A 26897-nucleotide genomic window follows, 5' to 3' on the forward strand; every position below is an offset into this window, starting at 1 on the left:
CGATGGTGCTTGCCTTCGCCGGCAACCGGTCGAAATATCCCTTTTATTGCTGCCGTGCAGGCGCTGCGGTGCCGTTGCTGCCGCGCCACGCAGCGACCGCACCGAAAGGGATACGCCATGAGAGCCCCCGCCCTGTATTCGGCAGCCGGGTCCCTGATCCTGACCACCCTGGCCGCCGGCCCGGCCGGGAGCGCCCCCCGCGTCCCGGACGCGGCGACGACCGAACTGCGCGGTACCGCCGTGGCCGCCGCGCGGGCGCGCGCGGAGGGCATCGACTTCGGCAAGTGCGCCGCCGGACTGGACTACCCGAGTTCCTTCCAGTGCGGCACGCTGAGCGTCCCGCTCGACTACGCGCATCCGGACGGCAAGCAGATCAGACTGACCGTCAGCCGGGTGCGGGCCACCCACAAGGACCCGCACAACAGCAAGCGCAAGGTGCCCCGGCAGGGCGCCCTGGTCTACAACCCGGGCGGCCCCGGTGCCTCCGGCATGGCCTTCCCGATGGTCGGCGTGCTGCCCGAGTGGAAGCGCCTCGCCGCCGCCTACGACCTGGTGGGCTACGCCCCGCGCGGGGTGGACCGTTCGGCGCCGCTGTCCTGCGTCGACCCCAAGCGCTTCTTCAAGGCGCCGTCCCCGTCGCCGACGCACCCGTCGGCGGCGTACAAGAAGGCGCGGGTCGCCGAGGCGAAGGCGTACGCGCGCGGCTGCCTCAAGCGGTCCGGGAGCAGGCTGAGGTACTTCACCTCGCTCAACAACGCCCGTGATCTGGACGTGCTGCGCGCCGCGCTCGGCGAGAACCGGCTGACCTTCATCGGCGCCTCCTACGGCACCTACTTCGGCGCGCTGTACGCCACCCTGTTCCCCTCGCACGTACGGCGGATGGTGCTGGACTCGGCGGTGAACCCGGACCCGGCGCAGATCTGGTATCGCGCCAACCTGGAGCAGTCGGCCGCGTTCGAGAGCCGCTGGGCGGACTACCGCGAGTGGATCGCCGAGCACGACGACGTGTACGGGCTGGGCGACACGCCCACGAAGGTGCAGGCGAGTTACGACCGCGCGAGCAAGCGGCTGGCCAAGAAGGCGGCCGGCGGGAAGGTCGGGCCGGCGCAGTTGCAGGGCGCCTTCCTGTCGGCCGGGTACTACGACGACTACTGGCCGAGCCGCGCGGAGGCGCTGTCGAAGTTCCTGAAGGGAGACGCGAAGCCGTTGGTCCGGCTGGCGTCGCCGACGGCGGCGACGGCCGCCGCGGCGGAGAACGGCAACGCGGTCTACACGGCCGTCGAGTGCAACGACGCGGCCTGGCCGACGGACTTCAGGACCTGGGACCGGGACAACACCCGGCTGGCGCGGGTGGCGCCGTTCGAGACCTGGGACAACGCCTTCATGAATCTGCCCTGCGCCTACTGGCCGGTGCCCCGGCAGAAGGCCCTGGACGTGCGGACCGGTCCCGGTGAGCTGCGGCCGACGCTGATCCTGCAGGCGGAGCGGGACGCGGCCACACCGTACGCGGGCGCGCTGGAGCTGAACCGGCGGCTGGCCGACTCGGTGCTGGTGACCGAGCGGGACGCGGGCACCCACGGCATCGGCGGCGGCCCCAACAAGTGCGTCAACGGCTATCTGGAGGCCTACCTGCTGGAGGGCCGGCTCCCGGAGCGGCGGGCGTCCTGCGCGGGGCACCCGGAGCCGAAGCCGGCCGGCCGTGCCCAGCAGAAGAAGCTGCGGGACTCCCTGAAGGGCAAGGCCGGCCAGCGCTGAGCGTCGTCAGGCGAGGCCCGCGACCAGCTCCGCGACGTCCTTGCGCCGGCCCGTGTAGAAGGGGACCTCCTCGCGGACGTGCATCCGGGCCTCGGAGGCACGCAGATGACGCATGAGGTCGACGATGCGGTACAGCTCGTCGGCCTCGAAGGCCAGGATCCACTCGTAGTCGCCGAGCGAGAACGAGGCGACCGTGTTGGCCCGCACGTCCGGGTAGCCGCGGGCCATCTTGCCGTGGTCGGCGAGCATCCGGCGGCGGTCCTCGTCGGGCAGCAGGTACCAGTCGTACGAGCGCACGAACGGGTACACGCTGACGTAGTTGCGCGGCGTCTCGTCGGCGAGGAAGGCCGGGATGTGGGAGCGGTTGAACTCGGCGGGGCGGTGCAGCGCCATGTTCGACCAGACCGGCGCGAGGGCGCGGCCCAGCTTCGTGCGGCGGAAGAGGTTGTACGCCTCCTGGAGCTGGTCGCTGTCCTCGGCGTGCCACCAGATCATCAGGTCGGCGTCGGCGCGCAGACCGGAGAGGTCGTAGGTGCCGCGCACGGTCACTTCCTTGGCCGCGAGCTGGTCGAACAGCTCCTGGACCTCGTCGGCGTAGCCCGTGCGGTCCTCGGGCAGCACGTCCTTCAGCTTGAAGACCGACCACAGGGTGTAGCGGATGACCTCGTTGAGGTCCTTGGCCAGCTTGCCCTTGTTCGGGATCCGCTCGGAGGCGGTGATAGGGGCGTCGTCACTCATGGTCCCTATTCTCCCGCTCCGCCGTGCAGGCTCTGCACCGGGTTGGCGGTGAGCTCCCGCACCGCCGCCAGGTCACCGCCCAGCTGGTCGACGGCCGCGTACGCGCTCGCGATGCAGGCGGGGATGCCCACCCCGTCGTACTGCGCGCCGCAGACCGCCAGGCCCGGGAGCCGGCCGACGTGCTCGCGGACGCGGGCCACGCGCGCGTGGTGGCCGACCGGGTACTGGGGCAGACCGTCGGTCCAGCGGGTGACCCGGGTGGCGACGGGGGCCGCGGCCAGGCCGGTGGCCGCGCGCAGGTCGTGCCGGGAGACGTCGAGGAGGTCGGCGTCCGCACGCCCCAGCACCTCCGTCTCGCCGTACCGCCCGACCGAGGTGCGCAGCACGACGACATCCGGGTCCTCGTCGGCGATCCAGCCCCACTTCTGGGAGGCGAAGGTGGCGGCCTTGATGGTGCGGCCGTCGACGGGCGGCACCAGGAAACCGCTGCCCTCGGGCAGGGCGAGGTCGGCGCGGCGGTAGGCGAGGGTGATCAGGGCCATCGAGGCGTACTCGACGGCGGCCAGTTCGGCCGCGGCGGCGGGCACCTCGGCGCGCAGCAGGGCGGCGGCGACGGGGGCCGGCACGGCGATGATCACGGCGTCCGCGTACAGCACCCGGTCACCTGCGACGACCCGCCACCCGGTGTGCGAGCCGCCGGGGGCGCCCCAGCCCGCCGCGCGGTCCCCGTCCGCCCCGGTGGTCGCCCGCGCGAGGCCGGATCCGCCGGCCGTCGAGCCGGCACGGTCGGAGTCGCCTGCCGCGCCCGGTCCCACCCGGCGCAGTTCGGTCACGGGTGCGCCGGTGACGATCTCGCCCCCGCGCGCCCGTACCGAGGCGGCCACGGCGAGCGGCAGGGTGCCGACGCCGCCCTCGATGCCCATGAACACCGGGCCCGTCTGCTGGTTGGCGGCCGCCTTGGCCTGGATCTCGCGGACGGCCTCGGTCAGCGAGTCGTGCGTCCTGGCGGCCTGGTAGAGCTGGGGGACCGCCGAGCGCATCGAGATGCGGTAGGCGTCGCCCGCGTAGACCCCGCCGAGCAGGGGCTCGACCAGCCGGTCGACGACCTCCCGGCCCAGCCGCCCGGCCACGTACTCCCCCACCGCGACGTCGTCACCGACCTCGGTGCGGGGCAGGTCGGCGTCGCGCTCGATACGCGCGAGGCCCTCCTCGGACAGCACGCCGGACAGCGCGGCTGCGGTGCCGGGGACACCCATGACATGGCCTTTGGGCATGGGGCGCAGGGCGCCCCGGGTCCAGATCGAGGCCGTGGCGGTGGCCGGCGACTGCAGCCGGTCGTCCAGCCCCACCTCGCGCGCGAGGGCGACCGCCTCGGGTCGGCGGGCCAGCATCGACTCGGCGCCCAGGTCGACCCGCACGCCCGCGATCTCGCCGGGCAGCAGCTTGCCGCCGACTCTCTCCGAGGCCTCCAGCACGGTCACGCGCACGCCGCGCTCCAGCAGCCGGTGGGCCGCGGCCAGCCCCGCGATCCCGGCTCCGACGACGACGACCTGACCCGTGCCCGTTGCGCTCATGACCCCACTCTCTCAAACGTCACGACACTCCCGTCCCGGCCCGGTGACCGGCGCGCGTCCGGACCGTGACCGCATCGGAACCGTCCCGCTCAAACGTCCCGCACCGCCCCGGCGTCGAAGGAGCGTCAGTAGTCACGACCCTCGGGGGGAACCATGCGACATCCCGTACGACCCGTCCTCGCCGGCTTTCTGCTCGCCTGCGCGCTCGTCCTCACCGGCTGCGGCGCCGGTGCCGGCTCCGGCGGGTCCGCCGGCGACTCCAAGGCCGACGTGGGCGGCGCGGCCCAGGAGGCGGCGGGCTTGGCGGGCGCCAAGGACAGCAGCGGCAGGGGCACCGACAAGGCCCCCACGCTCACGGTGAACCGCATCATCCGCACCGCCTCCCTGACCGTGCAGGTCAAGGACGTGCCCAAGGCCCTCGACGAGGCGCGCACCACGGCCGAGAACGCCGGCGGCTATGTCGGCAACGAGACCACCACCCGGGGCGCCCAGGGCCATGAACGCACCCGCGTGGTGCTCCGGGTCCCCACCGAGAAGTACGACGAGGTGCTCAGCGATCTCCAGGGCGCGGGCAAGCTCCTCGACCGCACCGCGAAGGCCCAGGACGTCACCGACCAGGTGGTGGACGTGGACAGTCGCGTCAAGTCGCAGCGGGCCAGCGTGGCCCGGGTCCGCGAGCTGATGGACCGGGCCACCAAGCTCAGTGACGTGGTCACCCTGGAAGGGGAGTTGAGCAACCGGGAGGCCGACCTGGAGGCGCTGCTCGCCCAGCAGGCGTCCCTGAAGGACCGCACCAGCCTGGCCACCATCACCCTGTCGCTCACCCAGACGCCGGTGACGAAGGCCGCGAAGGACGACACGCCGGGGTTCGTGGACGCGCTGGCGGGCGGCTGGCACGTCTTCGTCACCATGCTGCGCTGGATCGCCCTGGCGCTGGGCGCGGCCCTGCCCTTCGCGGCCCTGGCGGCCCTGGTCGCGGTCCTGTGGTGGCGGGTCGTCCGCCGGCGCCGCACGCCCGGCGGGGAGACCTGAGCAAGCCCGAAATTCCGTCGCCCCGTAGCGTGTTCGCATGGACATGAGCGGTGGACGGGAACGGCTGGTGGTGATCGGCGGGGACGCCGCGGGCATGTCCGCGGCGTCCCAGGCACGCCGGTTGCGGGGACCGGACGAGTTGGAGATCGTGGCCTTCGAGCGCGGTCACTTCAGCTCCTACTCGGCGTGCGGCATCCCGTACTGGGTCGGCGGTGACGTGGCGGAGCGGGACCGTCTGATCGCCCGCGCGCCCGAGGAGCACCGGTCGCGGGACATCGATCTGCGGATGCGCACCGAGGTCACGGAGATCGACGTGGCCGGGAAGCGGGTACGCGCGCGTGACGTCGATTCCGGCACCGAGTCCTGGACGTCGTACGACAAACTCGTCATCGGGACCGGCGCCCGCCCGATCCGCCCCGACATGCCGGGCGGGGACGCGCCGGGGGTGCACGGCGTGCAGACGCTGGACGACGGCCAGGCCCTGCTCGACACGCTGGCACACACGCGTGGCCGTCGTGCGGTGGTCGTCGGCGCCGGCTACATCGGCGTCGAGATGGCCGAGGCGATGATCAACCGGGGCTACGAGGTGACGGTCGTCAACCGCGGCAGCGAACCCATGTCCACGCTCGACCCGGACATGGGCCGCCTGGTGCACGAGGCGATGGAGGGCCTCGGCATCACCATGGTCAACGACGCCGAGGTCACCAAGGTGCTCACCGGCCAGGACGGCAGGGTCCGGGCGGTGGCCACGGAGGACGGCGAGTACCCGGCGGACGTGGTGATCCTGGGCATCGGTGTCCGCCCGGAGACGAGCCTCGCCCGGGCCGCGGGCCTGCCCGTCGGCGAGCACGGCGGCCTGCTGACCGACCTGGCGATGCGGGTCCGCGGCCACCGGGACATCTGGGCGGGCGGCGACTGCGTGGAGGTCCTGAACCTGGTCTCGGGCCAGGAGCAGTACATCCCGCTGGGCACCCACGCCAACAAGCACGGCCAGGTCATCGGCAGCAACGTGGGCGGCGATTACGCCACGTTCCCTGGGGTCGTCGGCACGGCGGTGAGCAAGGTCTGCGACCTGGAGATCGCCCGCACCGGACTGCGGGAGAAGGACGCGCTGCGGGTGGGCCTGCGGTTCGAGGCGGTCACCATCGAGTCCACGAGCCGCGCCGGGTACTACCCCGGCGCGAGCCCGATGACGGTCAAGATGCTCGCGGAACGCCGCACCGGCCGCCTGCTCGGCGTCCAGATCGTGGGGCGGGAGGGCGCGGGCAAGCGGGTCGACATCGCGGCTGTGGCCCTGACGGCGAAGATGACGGTGGACCAGATGACAGCCCTGGACCTGGGCTACGCACCCCCGTTCTCACCGGTGTGGGATCCGGTACTGGTGGCGGCCAGAAAGGCGTCGGCCAAGGTGCGCGAGGGCCACTGAAGCGCCCCGTCAGGGGCGCGGGGCGTAATCGATTTGCGGCTCCGCCGCGGGGCGCGACCGGCCACAGCGCACCCGCGCCCCGCGACGGCGATCAAGCGGTCCCGCTGATCCTCGGCAACGAAGTGACCCCGGCACCGCCCGGCGCAGCCGCGGCAGCCGGCTGCTCGGCGCCCGGTCGCGCGTGCGCCGCCGCCGGCCGGGTCGACCGCAGCCGATTGCTGACCGCCTCGTCCAGCGTCACCGGCCGCTGCATCTGCGCCGCCAGCCGCCCGGCCTCCTGACCGAGCCGCGCCACGTCCTCCCAGGGAAGCCGCACGACAAGAGAGATCTCCGCCTCACCGTCGGGCATGGCCTGCATGGGAGGGAACGCCTGAGAAGCAACCCGCTCGTTCATCGCCTGGTCCTCACGTCGCCTGGAACATCACCTGAAGCTCATCGGTCGCAAAGACATACGCACCCGCGCGTGCCGACGTTCACCGGGCCGCTCCGCGCTTCGGGCGCCCCCGCCCTGGGCACTAGTGACCTGTGGTCATACCCGTCCATGACGTCAACCCGGTGCGGCGCACGCCGTACGTGACGTACGCGCTCATCGCCGCGAACGTCCTCGTCTTCCTGTTCACACCCGGCATCGCCGGCTCCGTGGCCGGCAGCAGCGATCTGGCTCAGCTGTGCCATCTCCAGGCCTTCACGGACCACTACGCGGCGGTCCCCAGGGAGCTGATCCACCATCAGATGCCGACGCTGGTCCCGACCGGCGCGGCGGGCATCGGCCGGAACGGCCCCGGCTGTGTCGTCGGGCCGCCCTCCTACGACAAGTCGCCGGCGCTGTCGGTCTTCACGGCGATGTTCCTGCACGGCAGCTGGCTGCATCTGCTGGGCAACATGCTGTTCCTGCTGATCTTCGGCAACAACGTCGAGGACCGGATGGGCCACGTCCGGTACTTCCTCTTCTACGTCGTCTGCGGCTACGCGGCCGGCTACGGCTTCGCGCTCCTCAACGACACCTCGGCGGACCCGCTGATCGGCGCGTCCGGCGCGATCGCCGGCGTCCTGGGCGCCTATCTCGTCCTCTACCCGAGGGCCAGGGTCTGGGTGCTGGTGCCGTTCCTGGTGTTCCTGCCGCTGCGGCTGCCGGCCTGGCTGGTGCTGGGCTTCTGGTTCGTGCTCCAGGCCGTGTACTCGTCCGGCGAGGGCGTCTCCGACGCCGGCACGGTGGCGTACGCGGCGCACGTCGTCGGCTTCCTCGTGGGCATGCTGCTCGCCTGGCCGCTCAAGCCGGGCACGCCCCCGCCGCCGGAACCGCGCGGCCTGCTGTTCGGCAGGCGGGCCCGGCCCCGGCACGGCTGGTAGCGGACGGGGTCAGCGGGCCGTTTCGGTGTGGACGAAGTCGGCCAGCCGGGTCAGCGCGTCCGGGTCGGTGGACGGCATCACGCCGTGGCCGAGGTTGAAGACATGGCCTTCGAGACCGGCGGCCGCGTCGAGCACCTCGCGCGCCTTGGTCTCCACCGCGTCCTTGCCGGCGAACAGGACGGTAGGGTCGAGGTTGCCCTGGAGCGCCTTGCCGGGGCCGACGCGGCGGGCGGCCTCGTCGAGCGGGACCCGGTAGTCGACGCCGACGACGTCCGCGCCGGCCTCGCCCATGAGCCTCAGCAGTTCGCCGGTGCCGACGCCGAAGTGGATGCGCGGGACGCCGTATCCGGCGACGGCGTCGAAGACCTTCGCGGAGGCGGGCAGCACCGAGCGCCGGTAGTCGGCGGGGGCCAGCGCCCCGGCCCAGGAGTCGAAGAGCTGGACGGCGGAGGCGCCGGCCTCGATCTGCACCTTGAGGAACGCGCCCGTGATGTCCGCGAGGCGGTCGAGCAGGTCGGCCCAGAGCTCCGGGTCGCCGTACATCATCGCCTTGGCGTTCTCGTACGTGCGCGAGGGGCCGCCCTCGACGAGGTAGCTCGCGAGGGTGAACGGGGCGCCCGCGAAACCGATCAGCGGGGTCGGGCCGAGCTCGGCGGTGAGCAGGCCGATCGCCTCGGTGACGTAGGAGACGTCCTCGGGGGTGAGGGCACGGAGCTGGGCGAGGTCGGCGCGGGTGCGGATCGGGTGCGCGACGACCGGGCCGACGCCGGGCTTGATGTCGAGGTCGACGCCGATGGCCTTGAGAGGGACGACGATGTCGCTGTAGTAGATCGCCGCGTCCACGTTGTGCCGGCGGACGGGCTGGAGTGTGATCTCGGCGACCAGCTCGGGCCGCGTGCACGACTCCAGCATGGGGACGCCCTCGCGCACCTTGAGGTACTCCGGCAGCGAGCGCCCGGCCTGCCGCATGAACCACACGGGGGTGTGCGGCACGGGTTCACGCCTGCACGCCTTCAGGAAGGCACTGTCGTACGTCGCTGTCGGCTGCTGGCCCGTAGGGCTTCCGTTCGCACTCACGACGGCAAGTCTCGCACGCCCCCGAACCCGGTGCCGTCGCGGCCCGTGCGGCGCCTCGGGTGGGGCCTTAGGTGGTGTCTCTCCCTGCGCGAAGGCGTCGTTCCCCTTACTCTTCCCCGCATGGCTGCGGCTCAGGGACGACTGTCGGACGGCGCTGGCGGGATGGGCGAGGGGAAGGGCACCGAGGAGGGCGAAGGACATACGGGGAGTACGGCGCCACCGGCCTTCCGAGCCGCGGTCGACGCGCTGCGCGGCGCGCGGCTGCGACCGCAGGTCGAGGTGGAGCCGACGCCCGCACCGCAGCGTCTGGCCCCGTTCGCGTACGCCGTGGAGGCGGCGGTCGTCGACGGCGACCAGGACCTCGCCGACGGCCGTCTGGTGCTGCTGCACGACCCGGCCGGGCACGACGCCTGGCGTGGCACGTTCCGGCTGGTCACGCTGGTGCGCGCGGAGCTGGAGCCGGAGATGGCGGCCGATCCGCTGCTGCCGGACGTCTGCTGGTCGTGGCTCACCGGTGCCCTCCAGGCGCGCGGACTGTCGTACGGGGAGCCGAGCGGGACCGTCACGCGGGCGAGTTCGCACTACTTCGGCGGGCTGTCCGAGCGCCCCGCCGCCTCGCAGATCGAGATCCGGGCCTCCTGGACGCCCCGGGAGGGCCGCACCGGGGTCCCGGACACGGCGGCGCATCTCGCCTCCTGGTGCGATCTGCTGGCGCAGGTGGCGGGACTGCCGCCGGCCGCTCCGGGCGACGCCTCGGTGGTCACGTTGCCGCAGCGCCGCGACCCGCAGGCGCGCTAGCCGCTCGTTCCGTCAGTGTTCGAGGACCCGTCCACCCGGGTCCCGTCGACTCACCCTTCATTGACCATCTCTTTGTCGATACGGCCACTTTCTGTCCCGTACGACAACAGCCCGAACCGATTCGATCTTCGGATGATCGATCGCGTGTCCGAATTGCACGTATTGTTACTCACCAGATCGTGATCATTCTCTAAAGGCGGACGGGTTTGATGCCGAAGACGACTGTGACCTTGAAAGCACGGTTCGTCCCGGCTTCTTCCCCACAAGCCGGCCCCCGTCCCCCACCCCAGGAGGCCTGGTGTCCGTTCTCCTCGAGCAGCCCGCAAGCCTGGTCGCCTACCGCCCGAACAAGCCCACCGCCATGGTGGTCGTGGCCGACCCGCGCGTGCGCTCCACCGTCACCCGTCACCTGTGGGCGCTCGGCGTGCGCGATGTCATCGAAGCCTCGTCCATCGCGGAGGCTCGTCCCCGCATCGGCAACCCCCGCGACATCTGCGTCGCCGACGTCCACCTCCCCGACGGCTCCGGCCTGACCCTCCTCTCCGAGACCCGCGCCGCCGGCTGGCCCAACGGCCTGGCCCTGTCCGCCGCCGACGACATCGGCGCCGTGCGCAACGCCCTGGCCGGCGGGGTCAAGGGCTACGTAGTCACCGGCACCCGCACCAACATCGGGCTCCCCACCCGACCGGGCGCCGCCCCCATCGGTTCCGCCGCCGCCCGTATGCACCGCCGCCCCCCGGGTGCCCCGAGCCACCCGGGCGGCTACCGCGAGCTCTCCGGCCGTGAGGTCGAGGTGCTCCGGCTGGTCGCGGAGGGCCAGTCGAACAAGGCGATCGGCGTCTCGATGGGCCTGTCCGCCCTCACCGTCAAGAGCCACCTGGCCCGAATCGCCCGCAAGCTCGGCACGGGCGACCGCGCCGGGATGGTCGCCGTCGCCCTGCGCACCGGCATCATCCACTGACCGAACGTTCATCCCGCACTCCACCGTTCAGCGACGTGAACCGGATCGGCCGCTGATCCGCTGGCACGTCCTACGGCGACGTCCCCCGTTCGTGGACCTGATCTTTCACCGGCCTGACTGGTTTACGACCCCCCGGCGCCCGTCGACGGAACGTTCCGTCGACGGGCGCCGTCCACACACGGATACCCTTGACATGTGACCGACGCCCAAGACACCGCAGCAGACAGTTCACTGCGCACCACCGGGGGCACTCCCCCGGACGACGCCGGATCTTCTGTGACGGGGGCGCCGATTCCCTTGCTGGAGCCGCGTGAGGGCATTCCGCCCGTGGTCACGGACGAGGATGCGCTCGCCCGCGTGATCGCCGCGTTCGCCGCCGGCTCCGGGCCCGTCGCCGTCGACGCCGAGCGCGCGTCCGGCTACCGCTACGGGCAGCGCGCCTACCTCGTCCAGCTGCGCCGGGAGGGCGCCGGGACCGCGCTGATCGACCCCGTCGCCTGCCCCGACCTGTCCGGCCTCGGCGAGGCGCTGTCCGGTGTCGAGTGGGTGCTGCACGCGGCCACCCAGGATCTGCCCTGTCTGCGCGAGATAGGCATGATGCCCAGCAGCCTGTTCGACACCGAGCTGGCCGGGCGACTCGCCGGGTTCCCGCGGGTCGGGCTCGGCGCGATGGTGGAGAGCGTCCTCGGCTTCGTCCTGGAAAAGGGCCACTCCGCCGTCGACTGGTCGACCCGGCCGCTGCCCGAGCCCTGGCTGCGGTACGCGGCGCTCGACGTCGAACTGCTCATCGATCTTCGGGACGCCCTCGAGAAGGAGCTGGACCGGCAGGGGAAGCTGGAGTGGGCACGGCAGGAGTTCGACGCGATCGCGTCCGCGCCGCCGGCCGAGCCGCGAAAGGACCCCTGGCGCCGGACGTCGGGGATGCACAAGGTGCGGCGGCGCCGGCAGCTGGGTGTGGTGCGGGAGCTGTGGCAGACACGGGACCGGATCGCGCAGAAGCGGGATGTGTCGCCCGGCAAGGTGCTCAGTGACGCGGCGATCGTGGAGGCCGCGCTCGCGCTGCCGGCGAACGTGCACGCCCTCGCGGGACTGAACGGCTTCGGGCACCGGATGGGACGGCGGCAGCTGGAGCAGTGGCAGGCGGCGGTGGACCGGGCCAAGGCGCTGCCGGACGCCGGGCTGCCGCTGCCGGGGCAGCCGCTGACGGGGCCGCCGCCGCCACGGGCGTGGGCCGACAAGGATCCCGCGGCGGCCGCCCGGCTGTCCGCGGCACGGGCCGCGGTGTCGGCCCTGGCCGAGCAGCTCAACATGCCCCAGGAGAACCTGATCACGCCGGACACGGTGCGCAGGCTCTGCTGGGAGCCGCCGAAGGCCGTGGACGCCGAGACGGTGGGAACCGCTCTGGTGGGGTACGGCGCGCGACCCTGGCAGGTGGAGCAGGTGACGCCGGCGCTGGTGACCGCGCTGACCACCTAGGCCGGTCCGCCGGGCAGCTTCCTTGTCCCGGCTCACCGGGTGTCGGCGCGCGGACGCGGGACTCGGCCCTCCAGGGTGCCTCAGGGCGCCGCTGAAGAGCCGAGTTCCGCAGTGGTCCCGCTCACCGCCCCGGGAGCACTCCGGCGTGACCCGGAGCCGCTTCTTCGGCGTGCTCCGTGAGTTCTTCGAGCCCTTCCAGCCCTGCATGCCCGTCGAGCCCTTCCAGCCCTTCGAGCCCGTCGAGTTCTTCAGCCTGGCCCGGGGATCCCTCCGCGGACTCGTCCCGCGGCAGCTCCGGATCGGCCGCACCTTCGAGGAACGCGTTGTACAGGTTCTTGCCCCGGTGCACCGAGATGTCGATCTCCGGCAGGACCTCCGGCACGGCGATCGCGGTCACCACATTGCGGTACATGCGCGCGATCCGCGCTTCGACATTCCCCATGTGCCGGTCGAGGGTGTTCGAGATCAGGACCACTCCGGCCCAGTTCCCCGCGACCTGGTAGGCCTGCTCCTCCACGTCGACGAAGGGTTTCAGCTCTCCCCTCCGCCGCGCTTCGGTCAACTGTCCCGTGTTGAAGACGATCCAGTCCGGCCAGGGAGTTCCGTAGGTTTCTGGTGCATTGCCGCGGAACGACAGCATCAAGGCGGCCTGGACAGCACTCTCCCTGGAGATTCGATGGGCCAGGATCATGCCTATGTCGACCATTTCCTGGAGCATGATTCGCTGCTTCTGCAGCCCGTCCATGCTCAGCGTGTCCTCCATGATGGCCGACGCCACTTCGAGCTTTCCCCCGGGGAAGTGCCGATAGAAAGCCCCTTTGCTCGTCCGTGCGGCCGTGATCAGGTCACTTACCGAAGCCCCTTCATAGCTGTCCGCCACGAAGAGCGCGCCAGCGGCGTCGAGGATCCGCTGTCTCGTGTCGATGGCGCGCTGTTGCCGCCGTCGCGGCCTGCGCAGGTTGCTCATTCGATCTCGCCTTCGAGTCCCATTCGCCGGTTGAGACTGAACGGACTTTGTCCGGGAAAACTGCGTACGCGTTCCAGAACACCCGCCCCCGCAAGCGTTCTCGGAGCCCTGAAAGGCCGAACCGTATTCTCAGGAAAAGGAATTTCAGGGCGTCACAATAAGCCGGAAAATACCGCGCACACGTTAATCAGCCTCCCGATACTACCCCGCCCGTTCAGGCGGATGCCCGGCGCCGGAAGGGGTGTGCGCACCTCGCGGACGACTGCCGCACGGCGCCAGCCGCACGTAAGGGCCCAACGCGGCTTTCGGCCGTGACCTCCCTCTTTAAGCACGCCGCATCCCAGTGGCAGCCGGGCACCTGAAAGCAGTGTGACCCATGGTTGCTTGACGTCACAGCGCCCGAGTTCCAGACTTGACGCCGACAGAACAGACCGATCAGTCCCTTCTGAAACCGACCGCGCATTCCGGCAACTCGGACATGTCATCTCTTCAGGGGTGATGAACGCCGCCGTCCCGTACTTCGAGGACGCATGCAAGCCGTTTCTGGGGGATGGAGAAGTCGCAGCAGAAGGGACCGATGGGTCCCAACAAGACCGGGTGGCGTCGTATGACGGGTCGAGCGGTCCGGGCGGGCACCCCGCCGGATCACTCCCATCCGCACGGGGGGTCATATGCGTTCCGATCACGTTCGGACGAGGCATGCCGAGCCGTCGGCGCCGGTGCACGGCCGGCCATGTACGCGATCCGCATTCCGTTCCGGCTCCCATGGGCGGCAGCCGCGGAGTGAAGGTGCAAGGACCCGAAGCGATCACCTCGTTCGTCGGGTGCGCGTGAGCGACCCGGGCGGCCGGACGACCGCTCGCACCAGCTGACCCGCTTCGGCCTCACACCCGTCTGCTTGGGAGCTCGCACCGATGACCATCCCCTCCGCCCCCGCCGCGGCCGCTTTACGGACCGACCCCGCCGTCGACACCGCGGCCGTGATCGCCCCGTACGACGGCGGGATCCCGTATCCGCGGGCATTCGCCCGGCACGGCTGGCGGACGGTGGCCGTCGTCCCGGAGCGCCGCCTGCGGCCGCCGGCGTACCGGAACTCGCCGGTGCCGGCCGGGTACACCGGCACTGTCGTGCACCGCGGGGTCCGGCAGACCGTCAAGGCGCTGCGGGCGCTGGGGGTCTCGGCCGTCGTCGCGGGCAGCACCGGGGGCATCGAACCGGCCGAGCGGATCGCCTGGCAGCTCGGTCTTCCCGGCGCCGATCCGGCGACCTCACCGCTGAGGTACGACCGGGGGGCGCAGGCGGACCGCCTGGCGCGGGTGGGCATTCCCGCGCTGCGGGGCATCCGTACGGCGAGTCCGGCCGAGGCCGTGGCCTGGGCGCGGAGCCACCCCATGCCCGGCTATCTGCTCACCCCGGCGGCCAACGGAACCCCGGTCGCCCCGGTGGAGTGCCTGGACGAACTCCAGATCGGCGCTGCCTGGCCGGCCCTGCGGAAGGCGGCCGTCCAGCACTCCGGCAGCGCGCACCTGGTGCTGAGCGAGCGGCCCTCCGGGCGCCAGTACACGGTCAACACAGCCACTCGTCCGGGCCCGGACGGCCGCCCCGAGCACGTCGTCACCGACCTGTGGGCGGACGTCCACACCGGGGACGGCCGGCTGGACCGCACCGATCTGCTCGCTCCGGGCAGCCCGCCGGCGCGGACCCTGGCGCTCGGCGCCACGCGGGTGCTCGACGCGCTGGGCGTGGTGTGCGGTCCGGTCACCACCCGGCTGGCGTACGGTGCCGGTGGCGAGCCCCTGCTGGTGGGCGCGCTGGCGGCGCCCGTCGTGACGCCGGCCGACGAAGCGCTGCGGACGGCGACCGGCCGTAACCGCGCCGCCGACGCGCTGGGCACGTGGATCCCTCCGGCCGCCGCCCGGTCCACGCCCGCGCCGGGCGGACAGCACATCGTGCGGGTGCACATGCGCGCGACCGCCGGGATCGCCCCGTGGCTGGGAGCCGTCCTGCGCTCGCTGCCCACCGTGGTCGCGGCGAGCGAGATCCGCACGCCCGGTGCCCCCGTCTGCGCCGAGGCCGTGCTCAGCAGCAGCGAGCCGCGCGCCATCGAACGGGACTACAGCGTGATCCGTGCGCTGGAACACCACGGATGACGTTCACCGGGCGGTCCGCGACCACGCGGCCGCGCCTGTGCGCACACCACCACCCGAGAGGAGCCCTCGTGCTCACGTCACCCCGGTCCCGGGCCGCCGCCCGCCCCTCCCGCGAGTCCCGCCCGCCCGGTCCACTCCTGATGACACGGAACGCTCGCATCCTGGAACTGGGCGTACGGCACACCGCCGCGCGCGCTGGTCGACGCCCGGCGTCGCACGGCGCTCAGCGGGTCGCTCCCCGCATGAAGCCGTTGTGGACGAAGCGCTGCGGGCACAGGAAGACGACCCGCGTCGGCAGGACGACCAGGACCGCTCCCGCCGAGACGACCTCGCAGTGCGCTCCGTAGGGGCCGCGGCAGCGGAGCGGGGACGTCGAGATCACGCCAAGATTCCGGGACGGCACATGTGACCTTCGCCGCTCCCGCCGTCAGGGGTGGGCAGTCACGTTACTCATAAGTAGCATGGGCCTGAGCGCGCGCTCAGCGCATGCAGCAGTGCCATCCCGCACCCTGGAGGAGAGCCAATCGTGCCTCGTACCGTCAGGGATGTCGTCTTCGTCGACGGCGTCCGTACCCCGTTCGGCAAGGCGGGCCCGAAGGGCATCTACCATGAGACCCGTGCCGACGACCTCGTCGTGAAGGCGATCCGGGAGCTGCTGCGCCGCAACCCCGGGCTGGACACCAAGAAGATCGACGAAGTCGCCATCGCCGCGACCACCCAGATCGGTGACCAGGGTCTGACCATCGGCCGTACCGCGGGCATTCTCGCGGGCCTGCCGACCTCCGTGCCCGGCTACTCCATCGACCGTATGTGTGCCGGCGCCCTGACGGCCGTCACCACGGTCGCCGGTTCCGTCGCCTTCGGCGCGTACGACATCGCCATCGCCGGTGGTGTCGAGCACATGGGCCGCCACCCGATGGGCGAGGGCGTCGACCCGAACCCGCGGTTCGTCAGCGAGAAGCTCGTCGACGAGTCGGCGCTGTTCATGGGCATGACCGCCGAGAACCTGCACGACCGCTACCCGGGCATCACCAAGCTGCGCACGGACGAGTACGCGGTGCGGTCGCAGGAGAAGGCCGCCAAGGCGTACGCCAACGGCAAGATCCAGGCCGACCTGGTCCCGATCTCGGTGCGCCGGACCAACCCCGAGGGCGGCGAGACCGGCTGGGGTCTGGTCACCGCCGACGAGCCGATGCGGCCGGGGACCACCCTGGAGAACCTGTCGGGTCTGAAGACGCCGTTCCGTGTGCACGGCCGGGTCACCGCCGGCAACGCGGCCGGTCTGAACGACGGCGCCACCGCCTCGCTGATCGCCAGCGAGGACTTCGCCCGCGAGAACAACCTGCCGGTCAAGATGCGGCTCGTGTCGTACTCCTTCGCCGGTGTCGAGCCCGAGGTCATGGGCTACGGCCCGATCCCGGCGACCGAGAAGGCGCTCGCCCAGGCCGGGCTGAGCATCTCCGACATCGGTCTGTTCGAGATCAACGAGGCCTTCGCCGTGCAGGTGCTGGCCTTCCTCGACCACTACGGCATCGCGGACGACGACGAGCGCGTCAACCAGTACGGCGGCGCCATCGCCTTCGGTCACCCGCTGGCCTCCTCGGGTGTGCGTCTGATGACGCAGCTGGCCCGCCAGTTCGAGGAGCAGCCCAGCGTCCGCTACGGCCTGACCACCATGTGCGTCGGCTTCGGCATGGGCGCGACGGTCATCTGGGAGAACCCGCACTTCGAGGGGGACAAGTGAGCACCACCGCCGAGCTTCTGAAGCAGGCCTCGGACCTGTTCCCCGACGAGGTCGTGACGTCGGCGCACGTGCGCCACTTCGACCTGCCGTCCGGGGCCGGCCGCTTCGCGCTGATCACCCTGGACAACGGCCTGGACCACACCAAGCCGACCACTTTCGGCCCGGCCTCGCTGGCGAACCTCAACACCGCCATCGACCAGGTCGAGAAGGAGGCGGCCGAGGGCACGATCGTCGGTGTCGGCATCACCGGCAAGCCGTTCATCTTCGCGGTCGGCGCCGACCTCAAGGGCGTCGAGCTCCTCAAGGAGCACGAGCACGCGCTCGCCATCGGCAAGGGCGGCCACGAGGTCTTCAAGCGCCTCGCGGGCCTGGCCGTGCCGACCTTCACCTACTACAACGGTGCCGCCATGGGCGGTGGCGTCGAGGTCGGTCTGCACTGCACCTACCGCACGGTGTCGAAGGCCATCCCGGCGTTCTCGCTCCCCGAGGTCTTCCTCGGCCTGGTCCCGGGCTGGGGCGGCTGCGCGCTGCTGCCGAACCTGATCGGCGCCGACAAGGCCGTCTCGGTGATCATCGAGAACAGCCTCAACCAGAACAAGCAGCTCAAGGGGCAGCAGGTCTTCGACCTGGGCATCGCCGACGCTCTCTTCGAGGGCGCCGACTTCCTGGAGCAGTCGCTGATCTGGACCGCCCAGGTACTCAAGGGCGACATCGAGGTCGAGCGCCCGGTGATCGACCGCGGCGAGGCCTGGGACCAGGCCGTCGCCAAGGGCCGCTTCATCGCGGACTCCAAGGTGCACGGCGCCGCCCCGGCCGCCTACCGCGCCCTGGACATCATCGCCGCCGCCAAGAACGGCGACCTCCAGCAGGGTTACGACGCCGAGGACCTGGCTCTCGCCGACCTGATCATGGGCGGCGAACTCCGCGCCGGCATCTACGCGTTCAACCTGGTGCAGAAGCGCGGCAAGCGCCCGGCGGGTGCGCCCGACAAGAACCTGGCGCGCCCGGTCACCAAGGTGGGCGTCGTGGGCGCGGGCCTCATGGCCTCGCAGCTCGCCCTGCTCTTCCTGCGCCGCCTGGAGGTGCCGGTCGTGCTGACCGACATCGACCAGGAGCGCGTCGACAAGGGTGTGGGCTATGTCCACGCCGAGATCGAGAAGCTGCTCGGCAAGGGCCGTATCAACCAGGACAAGGCCAACCGCCTCAAGGCCCTGGTCACCGGTGTGCTGGACAAGGCCGAGGGCTTCGCGGACGCCGACTTCATCATCGAGGCGGTGTTCGAGGAGATCGGCGTCAAGCAGCAGGTGTTCGCGGAGGTCGAGGCGGTCGCCCCGGCGCACGCGATCCTCGCCACCAACACCTCCTCGCTGTCGGTGACGGAGATGGCGTCGAAGCTCAAGAACCCCGAGCGGGTCGTGGGCTTCCACTTCTTCAACCCGGTCGCCATCCTCCCGCTCCTGGAGATCGTGCGCGGCGAGCAGACCGACGACGCGTCGCTGGCCACGGCCTTCGCCGTCGCCAAGAAGCTGAAGAAGACCGCGGTGCTGGTGAAGGACGCCCCGGCGTTCGTCGTCAACCGCATCCTCACCCGCTTCATGGGCGAGATCCAGAACGTCATCGACGAGGGCACCCCGGTCGAGGTCGCGGAGAAGGCGGTCGAGCCGCTGGGCCTGCCGATGTCCCCGCTGGTGCTCCTGGAGCTGGTCGGTCCGGCGATCGGCCTGCACGTCTCGGAGACCCTCAACCGGGCCTTCCCGGACCGCTTCACGGTCTCCCCGAACCTCGCGGCCGTCGTCAAGGCGGGCAAGCGCGGCTTCTACGTGTACGACAGCGGCAAGCCGGAGCTGGACCCCGAGGTCGCCGCGCTGCTGAAGCAGGGTGACGTCGTCCTCAGCGAGGAGCAGGTCCGCGACCGCGTCCTGGACGCCGTCGCCCAGGAGATCGGGCTGATGCTCGACGAGGGTGTCGTCGCCGAGGCGCAGGACATCGACCTCTGCCTGATCACGGGTGCCGGCTGGCCCTTCCACCTGGGCGGCATCACGCCGTACCTGGACCGCGAGGGTGTCTCCGAGCGCGTGAACGGCAAGAAGTTCCTGGCGCCGGGCGTGGCGTCGGTCCCGGCGTAACCGCCGACGGCTGAAGGGGGCCTCCGCGATCCGCGGAGGCCCCCTTTCGCATGGGGTGGAAGGGGTCAGGCCGCGTCGATCCACTCGGTGAGGGCGGGCAGCGGGGCCGGGAGGGCGCCGATCGGGCGTCGGGGGGCCAGTGCGGCCGCGGAGGCGGTGCCCAGGGCGTCGATGGCGTCGAAGACGCGCTCGCAGTTGCCGCCGCCGCGGTGCACGAAGAACTCCTCGACCCGGGCCCGGTGTTCGGGCTGGACCGTGAAGTCGCGGGCGATGGCGGCGATGATCTCGTCGACGGCCTGGTCGACGGTCCGGCAGACCGGGCCGAAGCCGTCCTCGGCCAGGTCGAAGTAGCCGCGCTTGTAGTGCCGGCCGTAGAAGTCCTCCTCGTCGAAGGGGACGTAGACCAGCGGGATGCCCATGTAGGCCACGTCGAAGAACACCGACGAGTAGTCGGTGACCATCAGCGAGCACTCCTTCATCGCCTGCTGCACATTGCGGGTGCGCGGGTCGGCGACCTGGATGGACGGCGAGGAGAACTGGAAGGTGTGCAGGTAGGGGCGGATCTCGTAGTGCGGGAAGAATTCGAGGTCCACGCCGAAGTGGTCCAGGGCGCGGCCGAGGCGGGGGTCGGAGAGCAGCGTCTTGTAGAAGCGGTAGTACTCGGACTGGGTGAAGCTGGTCCGCGCCGGTCCGGCGGACTTCTTGTAGGACGCGGTGACGATCCACTGCCGCCAGGTGGGCATCAGCAGGATGCGCGGCTTGTCGCGGCGTTCGCGCTGGAGGGCGTCGAAGCGCGGGAAGCCGACCGGCTGGGCGCGGTCGCCGTAGCCGGCCTCCCGGGCCATGAAGTCGCGTTCCTGACGGCCGGCGGTGACCAGCAGGTCGTAGCTCGCGATGCGCTGGTCGGCGCCGGAGGTCACGTCGTTGTAGGTGACGCCGTGCTGGAGGAACACCCGCTGGTACTTGACCAGTTCGCCGAAGCGGTGCAGGAAGAGCGCCTTCTTGTAGCCCTCGGGGACGAGGTAGGACTCGGAGTCGTAGGAGCCGATGAGCTTGGTCGCGTGGAGCAGGTACACGCGGTGCCTGAAGGAGCCCAGCCTCAGGACGTTCCCGTACGGGGCGACCTTGGCGTGGTCGGGCGAGGCCGCGTCGATGACGTAGTACACGTTGCGGCGCTTGCGGTGGATCCGGGCCCATTTGAAGAAGTGGTACGAGTTGTCCTGCGCGGTGTCGGAACGCTCACCGACCAGCCAGATCTCCTTGCCGTTGAGGAAGGGATAGGTCAGCCAGTAGGCGACGCGCATCCGCCAGCCGGGGTTGCGGGTGCGCAGGATGCGCAGTTCGCGGCCGGTCCGCCACATCGCGTGCCGGAGGCGGGCGGTGCGGCCGGGGGCGACCAGCCGCAGATGCAGCGCGTCCTGGGCGCCGATGGTCAGCATGTAGGGGTACCGGCCGACCTTGCCGGGGCCCTTGAGCCGGTGCAGGGCGAGGCGGGCCTTCATGACGACGTTGCGGTGCCGGGTGCCGTCCGGACGGTGCACCCGCAGCCGGAAGTCGCCGACGCCGAAGCCGGTCTCGGCGAGCCGGGCGGCGGGGATCTCGGCGTACCAGCCGGCGTACAGGTCCCGGCCGCCTCGCGCGTTGCTCAGGTCGCGGCGGTAGACCTGGGTCAGCGGGACGGTGACCTTGGTGCCGCGGACCTGGTAGACGAGTTCGAGGCGGTTGCCCATCGGGCCGTCGAGGTCCATGCCGGGGAAGGCCATGCAGCCCTCCAGGACCAGCACGTCGTCCCGGGTGCGGACGCTCTCCACCACCACGTTGGGATCCTTGACCCGGGCCGCGCCGCTGTGCAGCCGGCCGCCGGGGAAGGTGCGGTGGAAGCCGTCGTCGTCGATCTCCACGACCGGCGGGGCCGCGGCGAGGGCCGGTTCCGGGTCGGCGAACAGCTCGAAATTCCCGGTTCTGGCCGCGTAGTGGTCGAGTTGCTGGGCGGGGCTGGTGACGAACTCGGTGATGACGTCGTCGGGGATCTGCGCGTAGTGCCGGTGGATGTCCGGGAACATCTCGGCGAGCTGCGTACGGCCCATCACGTTCCGGGCGTTGCACAGGAAGCCCTTGTAGGTGCGGGTGGCGTAGCGCTGGAACATCCGGCGGATCTCCGGGGGTTCCTCGGCGCTGTGGTGCAGCAGGAAGTGGTTGAGCCGCAGGTGGTCGCGGTAGTTGGCGGGCTTGCTCCACAGCGAGTCCATGATGGACGAGCCGTCGGGGCGGCCCCGGTACCAGTAGACGGGCCGGTCCACGATGCTCAGCGAGCCGGCCCGCAGCATGGCGGGCAGGGTCAGCCACGCGTCCTCGAAGTGCACGCCCTCGCCGAAGCGCAGGCCGAGCCGGCGCAGCAGGGCCGTCCCGAAGAGCTTGTTGCAGGCCGAGCCGCTGAAGATCATGTCGGGAATCTCGGCGAAGTCGGTGACCAGCCGGTCGCCCTGCCCGAAGTACTCCTTCCACGGGCCGTAGGGCCGGTCGGGGAAGTTGACGAGGTCACCGATGACGACCTCGGAGCCGTCGCGGTGGGCGGCTTCGAGCATCGCGGCGAGGGCGTCCTCGCCGAGGATGTCGTCGGAGTCCAGGAAGGTGACGTACGGCGCGACGACCCGGTCCAGACCGGTGTTGCGGGCGTTGCCGAGGCCGCCGTTGCGCTGGTGGACGACGGTGACGTTGGCGTAGTGGGCGGCGAACCGCTCCAGCATGTGGGGCGTCTCGTCGGTGGCGCCGTCGTCGACCAGGATCACCTGGGTCTCGGCGAAGCCGCGCTGGGCGGCGAGGGAGCCGAGGCAGTCGTCCAGGTACTTGGCCACGTTGTAGCAGGGGACGACGACGGCGAGCTCGAAGGCACCGGTGAGCTGCCGGATCGGCGGATGGACGCGGTCGCGCCACCACATCCAGGGGGCGTCGGGGTCGCTCTGCTCGGACTCGAAGGTGCGCCGGCCCGCGGTGGCGGAGCGCAGGGCGAGGTTCCCGCTGACGGTGCGGTAGCCCTCGTACCCCTCGCCGTCCCGGTCGAAGCCGAGACCCTCCAGGGTGATGTCGCGGACGTTGAGCGCGGAGCGGGAGCGGCTGCGCTTCCACTCCACGATCACCGAGACGTTCCACACGGTGCTGTCGGCGAGGTCGTCGCCGAGCAGCTTCGCCAGGTCGGCGCTGCCCTCGAAGGTCAGCAGCCGCTCGTCGACCGAGACCTCGCGGACCGGGACGACCACGTCCTTCTTGGTGTGTCGGTTGCGGACCGCCAGGGAGAGGGAGACCGGGTCGCCGGGGGCGATCCGGCCGAAGCGGTTGACCAGTTCGCCGGTGTACGACAGCTCGGTGCGCGCCACCCGCCAGCTGGTGAGCCGGCCGAACAGCGGGAGCTGGGTGACCGGGGCGGCGGCCAGGCCCAGTTCGGTGACGTCCAGCATGCGGCGGGCTTCGGGCAGGTGCAGGTGGTCGGCGGACCAGTAGACCCGGCCGTCCTCCTCGACCAGGTGGGAGGAGAAGACGCTCTTGCGCTGGGTGTAGTCCAGGGTGGTGAGGGCGGCCTCGATCTCCTCGTACATCAGGAAGTAGCCGCGCACCCGGTCGACCGGGCCGCACAGCTCGAAGGCCTCCCCGCTCAGCGAGAACAGGTAGGAGCTGACGATGTCGGCGAACCGCTGCTGGAAGGCGGCGTCGCCCTCGGCGAGGGCACGCATGTACAGGCGCAGGTCGTGGGTGAGGAACTTGGCGTCCTTGCGCAGCTTCAGCTGCCACAGCCCGCGTTCCAGCAGGAACCGGTCGGTGGCCCGGTGCACCGCGATCCGGTCGGTGATGCTGCGCAGTTCGCCGGTGCGCCCGGTGATGGAGGTGCCGTCCGGCTCCCACATCCAGCGGTAGACGGGCTCGGTGATCACCGTGATGCCCCGGGCGAGGCAGCCGGCCACGGTGGAGAAGTAGGTGTCCTCGTAGAACACGCCCTCGGGGAACCGGACGCCGCACGTGCGCAGGAACTCCACGCTGTAGAGCTTGGCGGCGGCGATCGGGTCGGAGAGCAGGAGCGGGAACTCCTCAAGACCGGAGACGGTACGGCCCATGGCGTAGACCTCGGGCGCCCAGGGCTCGGTGTCGCCGGTGGCCCGGTTGACCCGGACGGCCTTGCCGGCGGTGATGTCGCTGCCGGTCTCCAGGGCGCCGGCGACCAGCCGTTCGCAGGCGCGGGGCGGGAGTTCGTCGTCCGCGTCCAGGAACGTCACCCAGCGGCCCTCGGCCTGGGCGATGCCCCAGTTGCGCGGGGCGCCGACCCCGCCGCTGTTCTCCTTGCGGCGCAGCACCCGGACCCGGGGGTCGGTGCCCGCGAAGCCGGCGACGACCTCGATGGTGCCGTCGGTGGAGGCGTCGTCGACGACGATCACCTCGACCAGCTCGTAGGTCTGGTTCAGGGCCGACTGGAGCGCCTTGCCGATCGTGGTGGCCGCGTTGTGGGCGGGGATGACCACGGTGACCCAGGAGTTGCCTCCGTCGTACTCGGCGTGGGCGGTCTCTGCTCCGGGTCTCATCGGTGGTCCTTCCGGCCCGCCGGGATGCTGCGGGCCGCGCCCCTCGCGATCTGGGTGAGGGGCATGGTGTCGCCGTGCGGTGCGGGGATGTGCGGGAGCCCGCCGAGCACGGTGTTGGGCTTCGGGTAGGGCTGGAAGAAGGGGTCGTCCTCGGGTGCCGGGGCCCGGTAGCGCTCGTCGGCGAGCAGGGCGTCCGCCTCCGCGCGGCGGTGCCGGCCCCGGTGCAGCTGCGGGGCGATGGTGCCGGCGGTGCCGGAGGCGGGGCTCAGCTCCTCCATGACCCTGGTGAAGTCACGGGTGGAGAGCCAGAACTTGTACATGATGACCAGTTCGAAGAGCAGCAGAAGACCGGCCGAGACGGCGGTGGTCCACAGGATCTGGCCGATCAGCGGGCCGATGATGAAGACGAACATCTGGAACTCGATGCCGCTGATGAGGTGCGGGCGCACCCGGGTGCGCAGCATGGCCCGGCGGATCCGGGTGTACCAGGGGAACTGGCCGCGGAACTGCTCGTGCAGGTCGACGACGTTGCCGGTGCCGGCTTCGGCGCGGAGGGTCTCGGCGGGGGTGTGGGGGTTGTCGCGGAGCAGGTCCTCCATGAAGACGACAGGCGAACCGTCGGAAGTCTCCCGCCCCCTGAAGTAACGTTCCTGCACAGCCTCGGCCGCCGCGACGGCCTCGGCCTCTGCCGCGGCCGCGGCCTCGGCGCGGGTCCGGGTGACCTTCTCGATCTTGGTCCGCATCGACATGCGCATCTTGTAGATCTGGAGCGCGTCGACGTAGCGGAGCATGTCGAGGAAGACCACGACGAGGGCGGCCACCAGGTAGCGCTCGTCGTCGTGCGGCAGGAACTGGCCGCCCATCAGGGCGAGGGCGCAGAACAGCACCCGGATGCGGTCGAAGACGTAGTCGAGCCAGCCGCCGAAGACGGTGCCGTTGCCCTTGAGGCGGGCCAGCTTGCCGTCGATGCAGTCGAGGATGAAGCTCAGGTGGTAGAGCAGCGCCCCGATGGTCAGGGACCGCCGGTCACCCTCCAGGAAGAAGCCGCCCGCGGCCAGGCCGATGAACAGCGCCGCCCAGGTGACCCGGTTCGGGGTGATGAAGCGGAAGCGGGCGACGACGAGCAGCAGGCGGGTGGCGACAGGGTCGACGAGAAAGACCGTCCACCAGGCGTCTCGTTTCTTGCAGGTCAGTTTTTGGACAGCCCGCAGCGAAAGCCTGGCCATAACCCCCCAGTCACCCCTCAAACAGGACACATCGGCCTGTTGTTTTCACAGACCAATCACATAAGCGACCCGAACTTTAACAATCCTTCACCTAAGTGTCGACGCGCATTGACCTGCGATTGACCGCGACGTTGATCACAGATGGCCTGTACAACCATTTGCGTACTTCACACGGGGAAGCGTGGGGCGCTCTTGGGGCGGACTTGGCTCCGGCCTTGCGAAACGGCATGGATCGCCGCGCGGGCAAGAGCTTCCTGGGCGGCATCAAGCCACCCGCCCGCATGGGGACAGGGCGGGAATCCAGCCATCCGCTCGGCAGGCCGCCAGGCCGGGCTCAGTCCCCCACCTGGCGCCAGCCGTCGAGCACCAGCCCGTCCCGGCTCTCGTCCCGCCGGGCCACCAGCAGCCGCCCGCCGGGCAGCCGGGTCGCCACGGCGAGCCGCCCGGCCCGGCTGACGGCCGCGGCCGGAGCGCCGTACGAGGGCGCGCCGGCGTCCTGCCACCACACCCCGGTGTCGGGCCGCCCCGCGGGATGCGCGCCGAGCGAGCAGGTCCCCTCGGCGCCCCGGCCGACCAGCACGGAGTAGCCCCAGCCCGCGAGTTCGGCACCCCGGGCCACGGACGGCGCGCCGGATCCGCTGTCCGGGTCGTCGAGCGGATAGGGGCCGGGGGCACCCGGCCGCCAGAAGCAGGTCCGGCCGGTGCCGGCGTCGCGGAAGAGGACCGCGCCCGGCTCGGCCGCCGGGGTCAGGGTGCCCGGGCGGGCGGCGAACGGCAGGGTACGGTCCTCGCTCCAGGTGCCGTCCGGCCCCGGGCACCAACGGAGCACCGCCGAGGTGTCCCTGGCCCGGGCGAACAGCTCGACCCCGCCGTGCTCGGCGGTCACCGCGACCAGGTCGTCGGCGACCCGCAGCCCGCTCAGGTGCCGCCACGGCGTCCACTCGCCGTCGGCCGACCGGCGGCGGTGACTGACGCTGTGCCCGAAGTTGCGGACGAAGACCAGAAGATCCCCGGCGGCGTCGAACGCGGCCGCGGGAAAGCCGACTTCGCGCCCCTTGCGCCAGGCCGCGGCGTTCGGGCCGCCGAGCGAGTGCCAGGGGGTGAGCGGGCGTCCGGTGCGGTACTGGGCGGCGTGCACCACCTCGACGTCCACCCCGCCGTCGCCGCGCGCACTCCTGCGCAGGCCGAGCAGATGGGGCAGCCCGTGCGGATCGCGGACCACCAGCAGACCGGGCAGCAGCCCGGGGCCCTCCAGCAGCTCCGGGCCACGCCAACGGCCGCCGGGCAGCTCCTCGTACCAGCGCACCACACCGGCGGCGGTCGGCCAGAACGCGGTGAGCCGGCCGTCGAAGCCGGCCGAGAGCCAGTTCACCGGCGCCGGGTGGCGCGGGGCTCCGGCGCCGCCCGGGACCCGCTCGGCACGCAGGCAGTCGACGTACAACGGCCGTCCCGTCGCGGCCTGATGGGCCCGGGCCGCGGCGAGCGCCACGGCGGCGGTCTCGGCGTGCGCGTCCGGCACCCCGTAGGAGGGCACCCCGCTCGCCTCGTCCAGGCCGGTGTGCACGGGGTCCGGGTCGAGGGTGTGCAGCCGTTCCGGATCGAGCGCGCTCAGTTCCTCCCGCAGGGCGGGCAGCGCGTCGTGGGGGTCGGTGTCCAGCACCCGGAGGCCGCCGCGTACCCGGCAGCCCCGGCTCTCGGCGGCGGCCAGCGCCCGGTCGAGGGCCGCCCGGCCGTCCTTGGCACCGGCCCGCAGGCAGACCACGGCGATCTCGCTGCCGGGCGCCTCCCGTTCGACCACGGCCACCGCGTCCCGGGGTTCGGGTACGACGACGGCGACGAGGTGCCCGCGGCCGTCCGGGGTGCGGCCCGCGGGCCCCGGCCCGGTGCGGCCGGACCTGCGCGTCATGCCCACACGTCCTTCTCGTGTCC

18 protein-coding genes and 1 pseudogene are annotated in these 26897 nt (G+C 71.5%); 10 read left to right on the forward strand and 9 right to left on the reverse strand.

The window, feature by feature from the left end; translation table 11 throughout:
• Positions 1-117 precede the first annotated feature (117 nt).
• Complete coding sequence (locus tag ACZ4N4_RS11105; protein WP_467586895.1) at positions 118-1755, forward strand: alpha/beta hydrolase; 1638 nt, start codon at positions 118-120, stop codon at positions 1753-1755.
• Between the two features lie 6 nt (positions 1756-1761).
• Here ACZ4N4_RS11105 and hemQ read toward each other — a convergent pair whose 3' ends face one another.
• On the reverse strand, positions 1762-2493 hold the full coding sequence (hemQ, locus tag ACZ4N4_RS11110; protein ID WP_450764931.1) for a hydrogen peroxide-dependent heme synthase: 732 nt from the start codon (positions 2491-2493) through the stop codon (positions 1762-1764).
• A gap of 5 nt (positions 2494-2498) precedes the next feature.
• Positions 2499-4067, reverse strand: a complete 1569-nt coding sequence (gene hemG, locus ACZ4N4_RS11115; RefSeq protein ID WP_467586898.1) for a protoporphyrinogen oxidase — start codon at positions 4065-4067, stop codon at positions 2499-2501.
• Between the two features lie 153 nt (positions 4068-4220).
• Here hemG and ACZ4N4_RS11120 point away from each other — a divergent pair, with 153 nt between their 5' ends.
• The gene (locus tag ACZ4N4_RS11120; protein WP_467586901.1) at positions 4221-5099 is read left to right on the forward strand and encodes a DUF4349 domain-containing protein; all 879 of its coding nucleotides are present in this window, start codon (positions 4221-4223) and stop codon (positions 5097-5099) included.
• Positions 5100-5136: 37 nt separating this feature from the next.
• Entirely contained in the window at positions 5137-6525 is a 1389-nt protein-coding gene (locus tag ACZ4N4_RS11125) for an FAD-dependent oxidoreductase (RefSeq protein ID WP_467586902.1), read from the forward strand.
• Between the two features lie 91 nt (positions 6526-6616).
• Here the strand turns inward: ACZ4N4_RS11125 and ACZ4N4_RS11130 are convergent, their stop codons facing one another.
• A complete protein-coding gene (locus tag ACZ4N4_RS11130; protein WP_467586904.1) occupies positions 6617-6919 on the reverse strand; it encodes a hypothetical protein in 303 nt (100 codons plus the stop codon).
• A 131-nt stretch (positions 6920-7050) separates the two neighbouring features.
• Here ACZ4N4_RS11130 and ACZ4N4_RS11135 point away from each other — a divergent pair, with 131 nt between their 5' ends.
• Positions 7051-7875, forward strand: a complete 825-nt coding sequence (locus ACZ4N4_RS11135) for a rhomboid family intramembrane serine protease (protein WP_453566231.1) — start codon at positions 7051-7053, stop codon at positions 7873-7875.
• A 9-nt stretch (positions 7876-7884) separates the two neighbouring features.
• Here ACZ4N4_RS11135 and hemE read toward each other — a convergent pair whose 3' ends face one another.
• The gene (hemE, locus tag ACZ4N4_RS11140; RefSeq protein ID WP_467586908.1) at positions 7885-8952 is read right to left on the reverse strand and encodes a uroporphyrinogen decarboxylase; all 1068 of its coding nucleotides are present in this window, start codon (positions 8950-8952) and stop codon (positions 7885-7887) included.
• Between the two features lie 120 nt (positions 8953-9072).
• Between hemE and ACZ4N4_RS11145 the strand changes: the two genes are divergently transcribed.
• The 3 genes from ACZ4N4_RS11145 (at position 9073) to ACZ4N4_RS11155 (ending at position 12187) form a co-directional block, all read left to right on the forward strand.
• Complete coding sequence (locus ACZ4N4_RS11145; protein WP_450764917.1) at positions 9073-9750, forward strand: DUF3000 domain-containing protein; 678 nt, start codon at positions 9073-9075, stop codon at positions 9748-9750.
• A 298-nt stretch (positions 9751-10048) separates the two neighbouring features.
• A complete protein-coding gene (locus ACZ4N4_RS11150; RefSeq protein ID WP_123973178.1) occupies positions 10049-10711 on the forward strand; it encodes a response regulator transcription factor in 663 nt (220 codons plus the stop codon).
• A 195-nt stretch (positions 10712-10906) separates the two neighbouring features.
• Positions 10907-12187, forward strand: coding sequence for an HRDC domain-containing protein (locus tag ACZ4N4_RS11155; protein WP_453566227.1), 1281 nt, complete (start codon positions 10907-10909; stop codon positions 12185-12187).
• A gap of 121 nt (positions 12188-12308) precedes the next feature.
• Here ACZ4N4_RS11155 and ACZ4N4_RS11160 read toward each other — a convergent pair whose 3' ends face one another.
• Positions 12309-13154, reverse strand: coding sequence for a TetR family transcriptional regulator (locus ACZ4N4_RS11160; RefSeq protein WP_467586912.1), 846 nt, complete (start codon positions 13152-13154; stop codon positions 12309-12311).
• 914 nt (positions 13155-14068) lie between these two features.
• On the opposite strand from ACZ4N4_RS11160, the gene ACZ4N4_RS11165 reads away from it, so the two are divergent.
• A complete protein-coding gene (locus ACZ4N4_RS11165; protein ID WP_467586914.1) occupies positions 14069-15304 on the forward strand; it encodes a hypothetical protein in 1236 nt (411 codons plus the stop codon).
• Between the two features lie 223 nt (positions 15305-15527).
• On the opposite strand, the pseudogene ACZ4N4_RS11170 reads toward ACZ4N4_RS11165, so the two are convergent.
• Positions 15528-15710, reverse strand: a pseudogene (locus ACZ4N4_RS11170) (carbohydrate ABC transporter permease); the annotation flags it as partial.
• Between the two features lie 120 nt (positions 15711-15830).
• Between ACZ4N4_RS11170 and ACZ4N4_RS11175 the strand changes: the two are divergent.
• Complete coding sequence (locus tag ACZ4N4_RS11175; protein WP_453566221.1) at positions 15831-17048, forward strand: thiolase family protein; 1218 nt, start codon at positions 15831-15833, stop codon at positions 17046-17048.
• Positions 17045-19174: a 3-hydroxyacyl-CoA dehydrogenase NAD-binding domain-containing protein gene (locus ACZ4N4_RS11180; protein ID WP_467586917.1), complete on the forward strand. Its 2130-nt coding sequence runs from the start codon at positions 17045-17047 to the stop codon at positions 19172-19174. The genes ACZ4N4_RS11175 and ACZ4N4_RS11180 overlap by 4 nt, the downstream gene beginning before the upstream one ends.
• A 65-nt stretch (positions 19175-19239) precedes the next feature.
• Here ACZ4N4_RS11180 and ACZ4N4_RS11185 read toward each other — a convergent pair whose 3' ends face one another.
• From ACZ4N4_RS11185 to ACZ4N4_RS11195, 3 genes are all read right to left on the reverse strand, one after another.
• Positions 19240-23742, reverse strand: a complete 4503-nt coding sequence (locus ACZ4N4_RS11185; protein ID WP_467586919.1) for a bifunctional glycosyltransferase/CDP-glycerol:glycerophosphate glycerophosphotransferase — start codon at positions 23740-23742, stop codon at positions 19240-19242.
• Positions 23739-24968: a CDP-alcohol phosphatidyltransferase family protein gene (locus ACZ4N4_RS11190; protein ID WP_467586921.1), complete on the reverse strand. Its 1230-nt coding sequence runs from the start codon at positions 24966-24968 to the stop codon at positions 23739-23741. Before ACZ4N4_RS11190 ends, ACZ4N4_RS11185 begins: the two co-directional genes overlap by 4 nt.
• A gap of 334 nt (positions 24969-25302) precedes the next feature.
• Entirely contained in the window at positions 25303-26874 is a 1572-nt protein-coding gene (locus ACZ4N4_RS11195) for a PLL family lectin (RefSeq protein ID WP_467586923.1), read from the reverse strand.
• Between the last annotated feature and the right edge of the window lie 23 nt (positions 26875-26897).

This window comes from Streptomyces sp. NPDC026538, assembly GCF_055567535.1.

Excerpts from the sequence above, each read along its gene's own strand:
- ACZ4N4_RS11105 (WP_467586895.1), top strand. The coding sequence starts at position 118 with ATGAGAGCCCCCGCCCTGTATTCGGCAGCCGGGTCCCTGATCCTGACC.
- hemQ (WP_450764931.1), bottom strand. The coding sequence starts at position 2,493 with ATGAGTGACGACGCCCCTATCACCGCCTCCGAGCGGATCCCGAACAAG.
- hemG (WP_467586898.1), bottom strand. The coding sequence starts at position 4,067 with ATGAGCGCAACGGGCACGGGTCAGGTCGTCGTCGTCGGAGCCGGGATC.
- ACZ4N4_RS11120 (WP_467586901.1), top strand. The coding sequence starts at position 4,221 with ATGCGACATCCCGTACGACCCGTCCTCGCCGGCTTTCTGCTCGCCTGC.
- ACZ4N4_RS11125 (WP_467586902.1), top strand. The coding sequence starts at position 5,137 with ATGGACATGAGCGGTGGACGGGAACGGCTGGTGGTGATCGGCGGGGAC.
- ACZ4N4_RS11130 (WP_467586904.1), bottom strand. The coding sequence starts at position 6,919 with ATGAACGAGCGGGTTGCTTCTCAGGCGTTCCCTCCCATGCAGGCCATG.
- ACZ4N4_RS11145 (WP_450764917.1), top strand. The coding sequence starts at position 9,073 with ATGGCTGCGGCTCAGGGACGACTGTCGGACGGCGCTGGCGGGATGGGC.
- ACZ4N4_RS11160 (WP_467586912.1), bottom strand. The coding sequence starts at position 13,154 with ATGAGCAACCTGCGCAGGCCGCGACGGCGGCAACAGCGCGCCATCGAC.
- ACZ4N4_RS11165 (WP_467586914.1), top strand. The coding sequence starts at position 14,069 with ATGACCATCCCCTCCGCCCCCGCCGCGGCCGCTTTACGGACCGACCCC.
- ACZ4N4_RS11185 (WP_467586919.1), bottom strand. The coding sequence starts at position 23,742 with ATGAGACCCGGAGCAGAGACCGCCCACGCCGAGTACGACGGAGGCAAC.
- ACZ4N4_RS11190 (WP_467586921.1), bottom strand. The coding sequence starts at position 24,968 with ATGGCCAGGCTTTCGCTGCGGGCTGTCCAAAAACTGACCTGCAAGAAA.
- ACZ4N4_RS11195 (WP_467586923.1), bottom strand. The coding sequence starts at position 26,874 with ATGACGCGCAGGTCCGGCCGCACCGGGCCGGGGCCCGCGGGCCGCACC.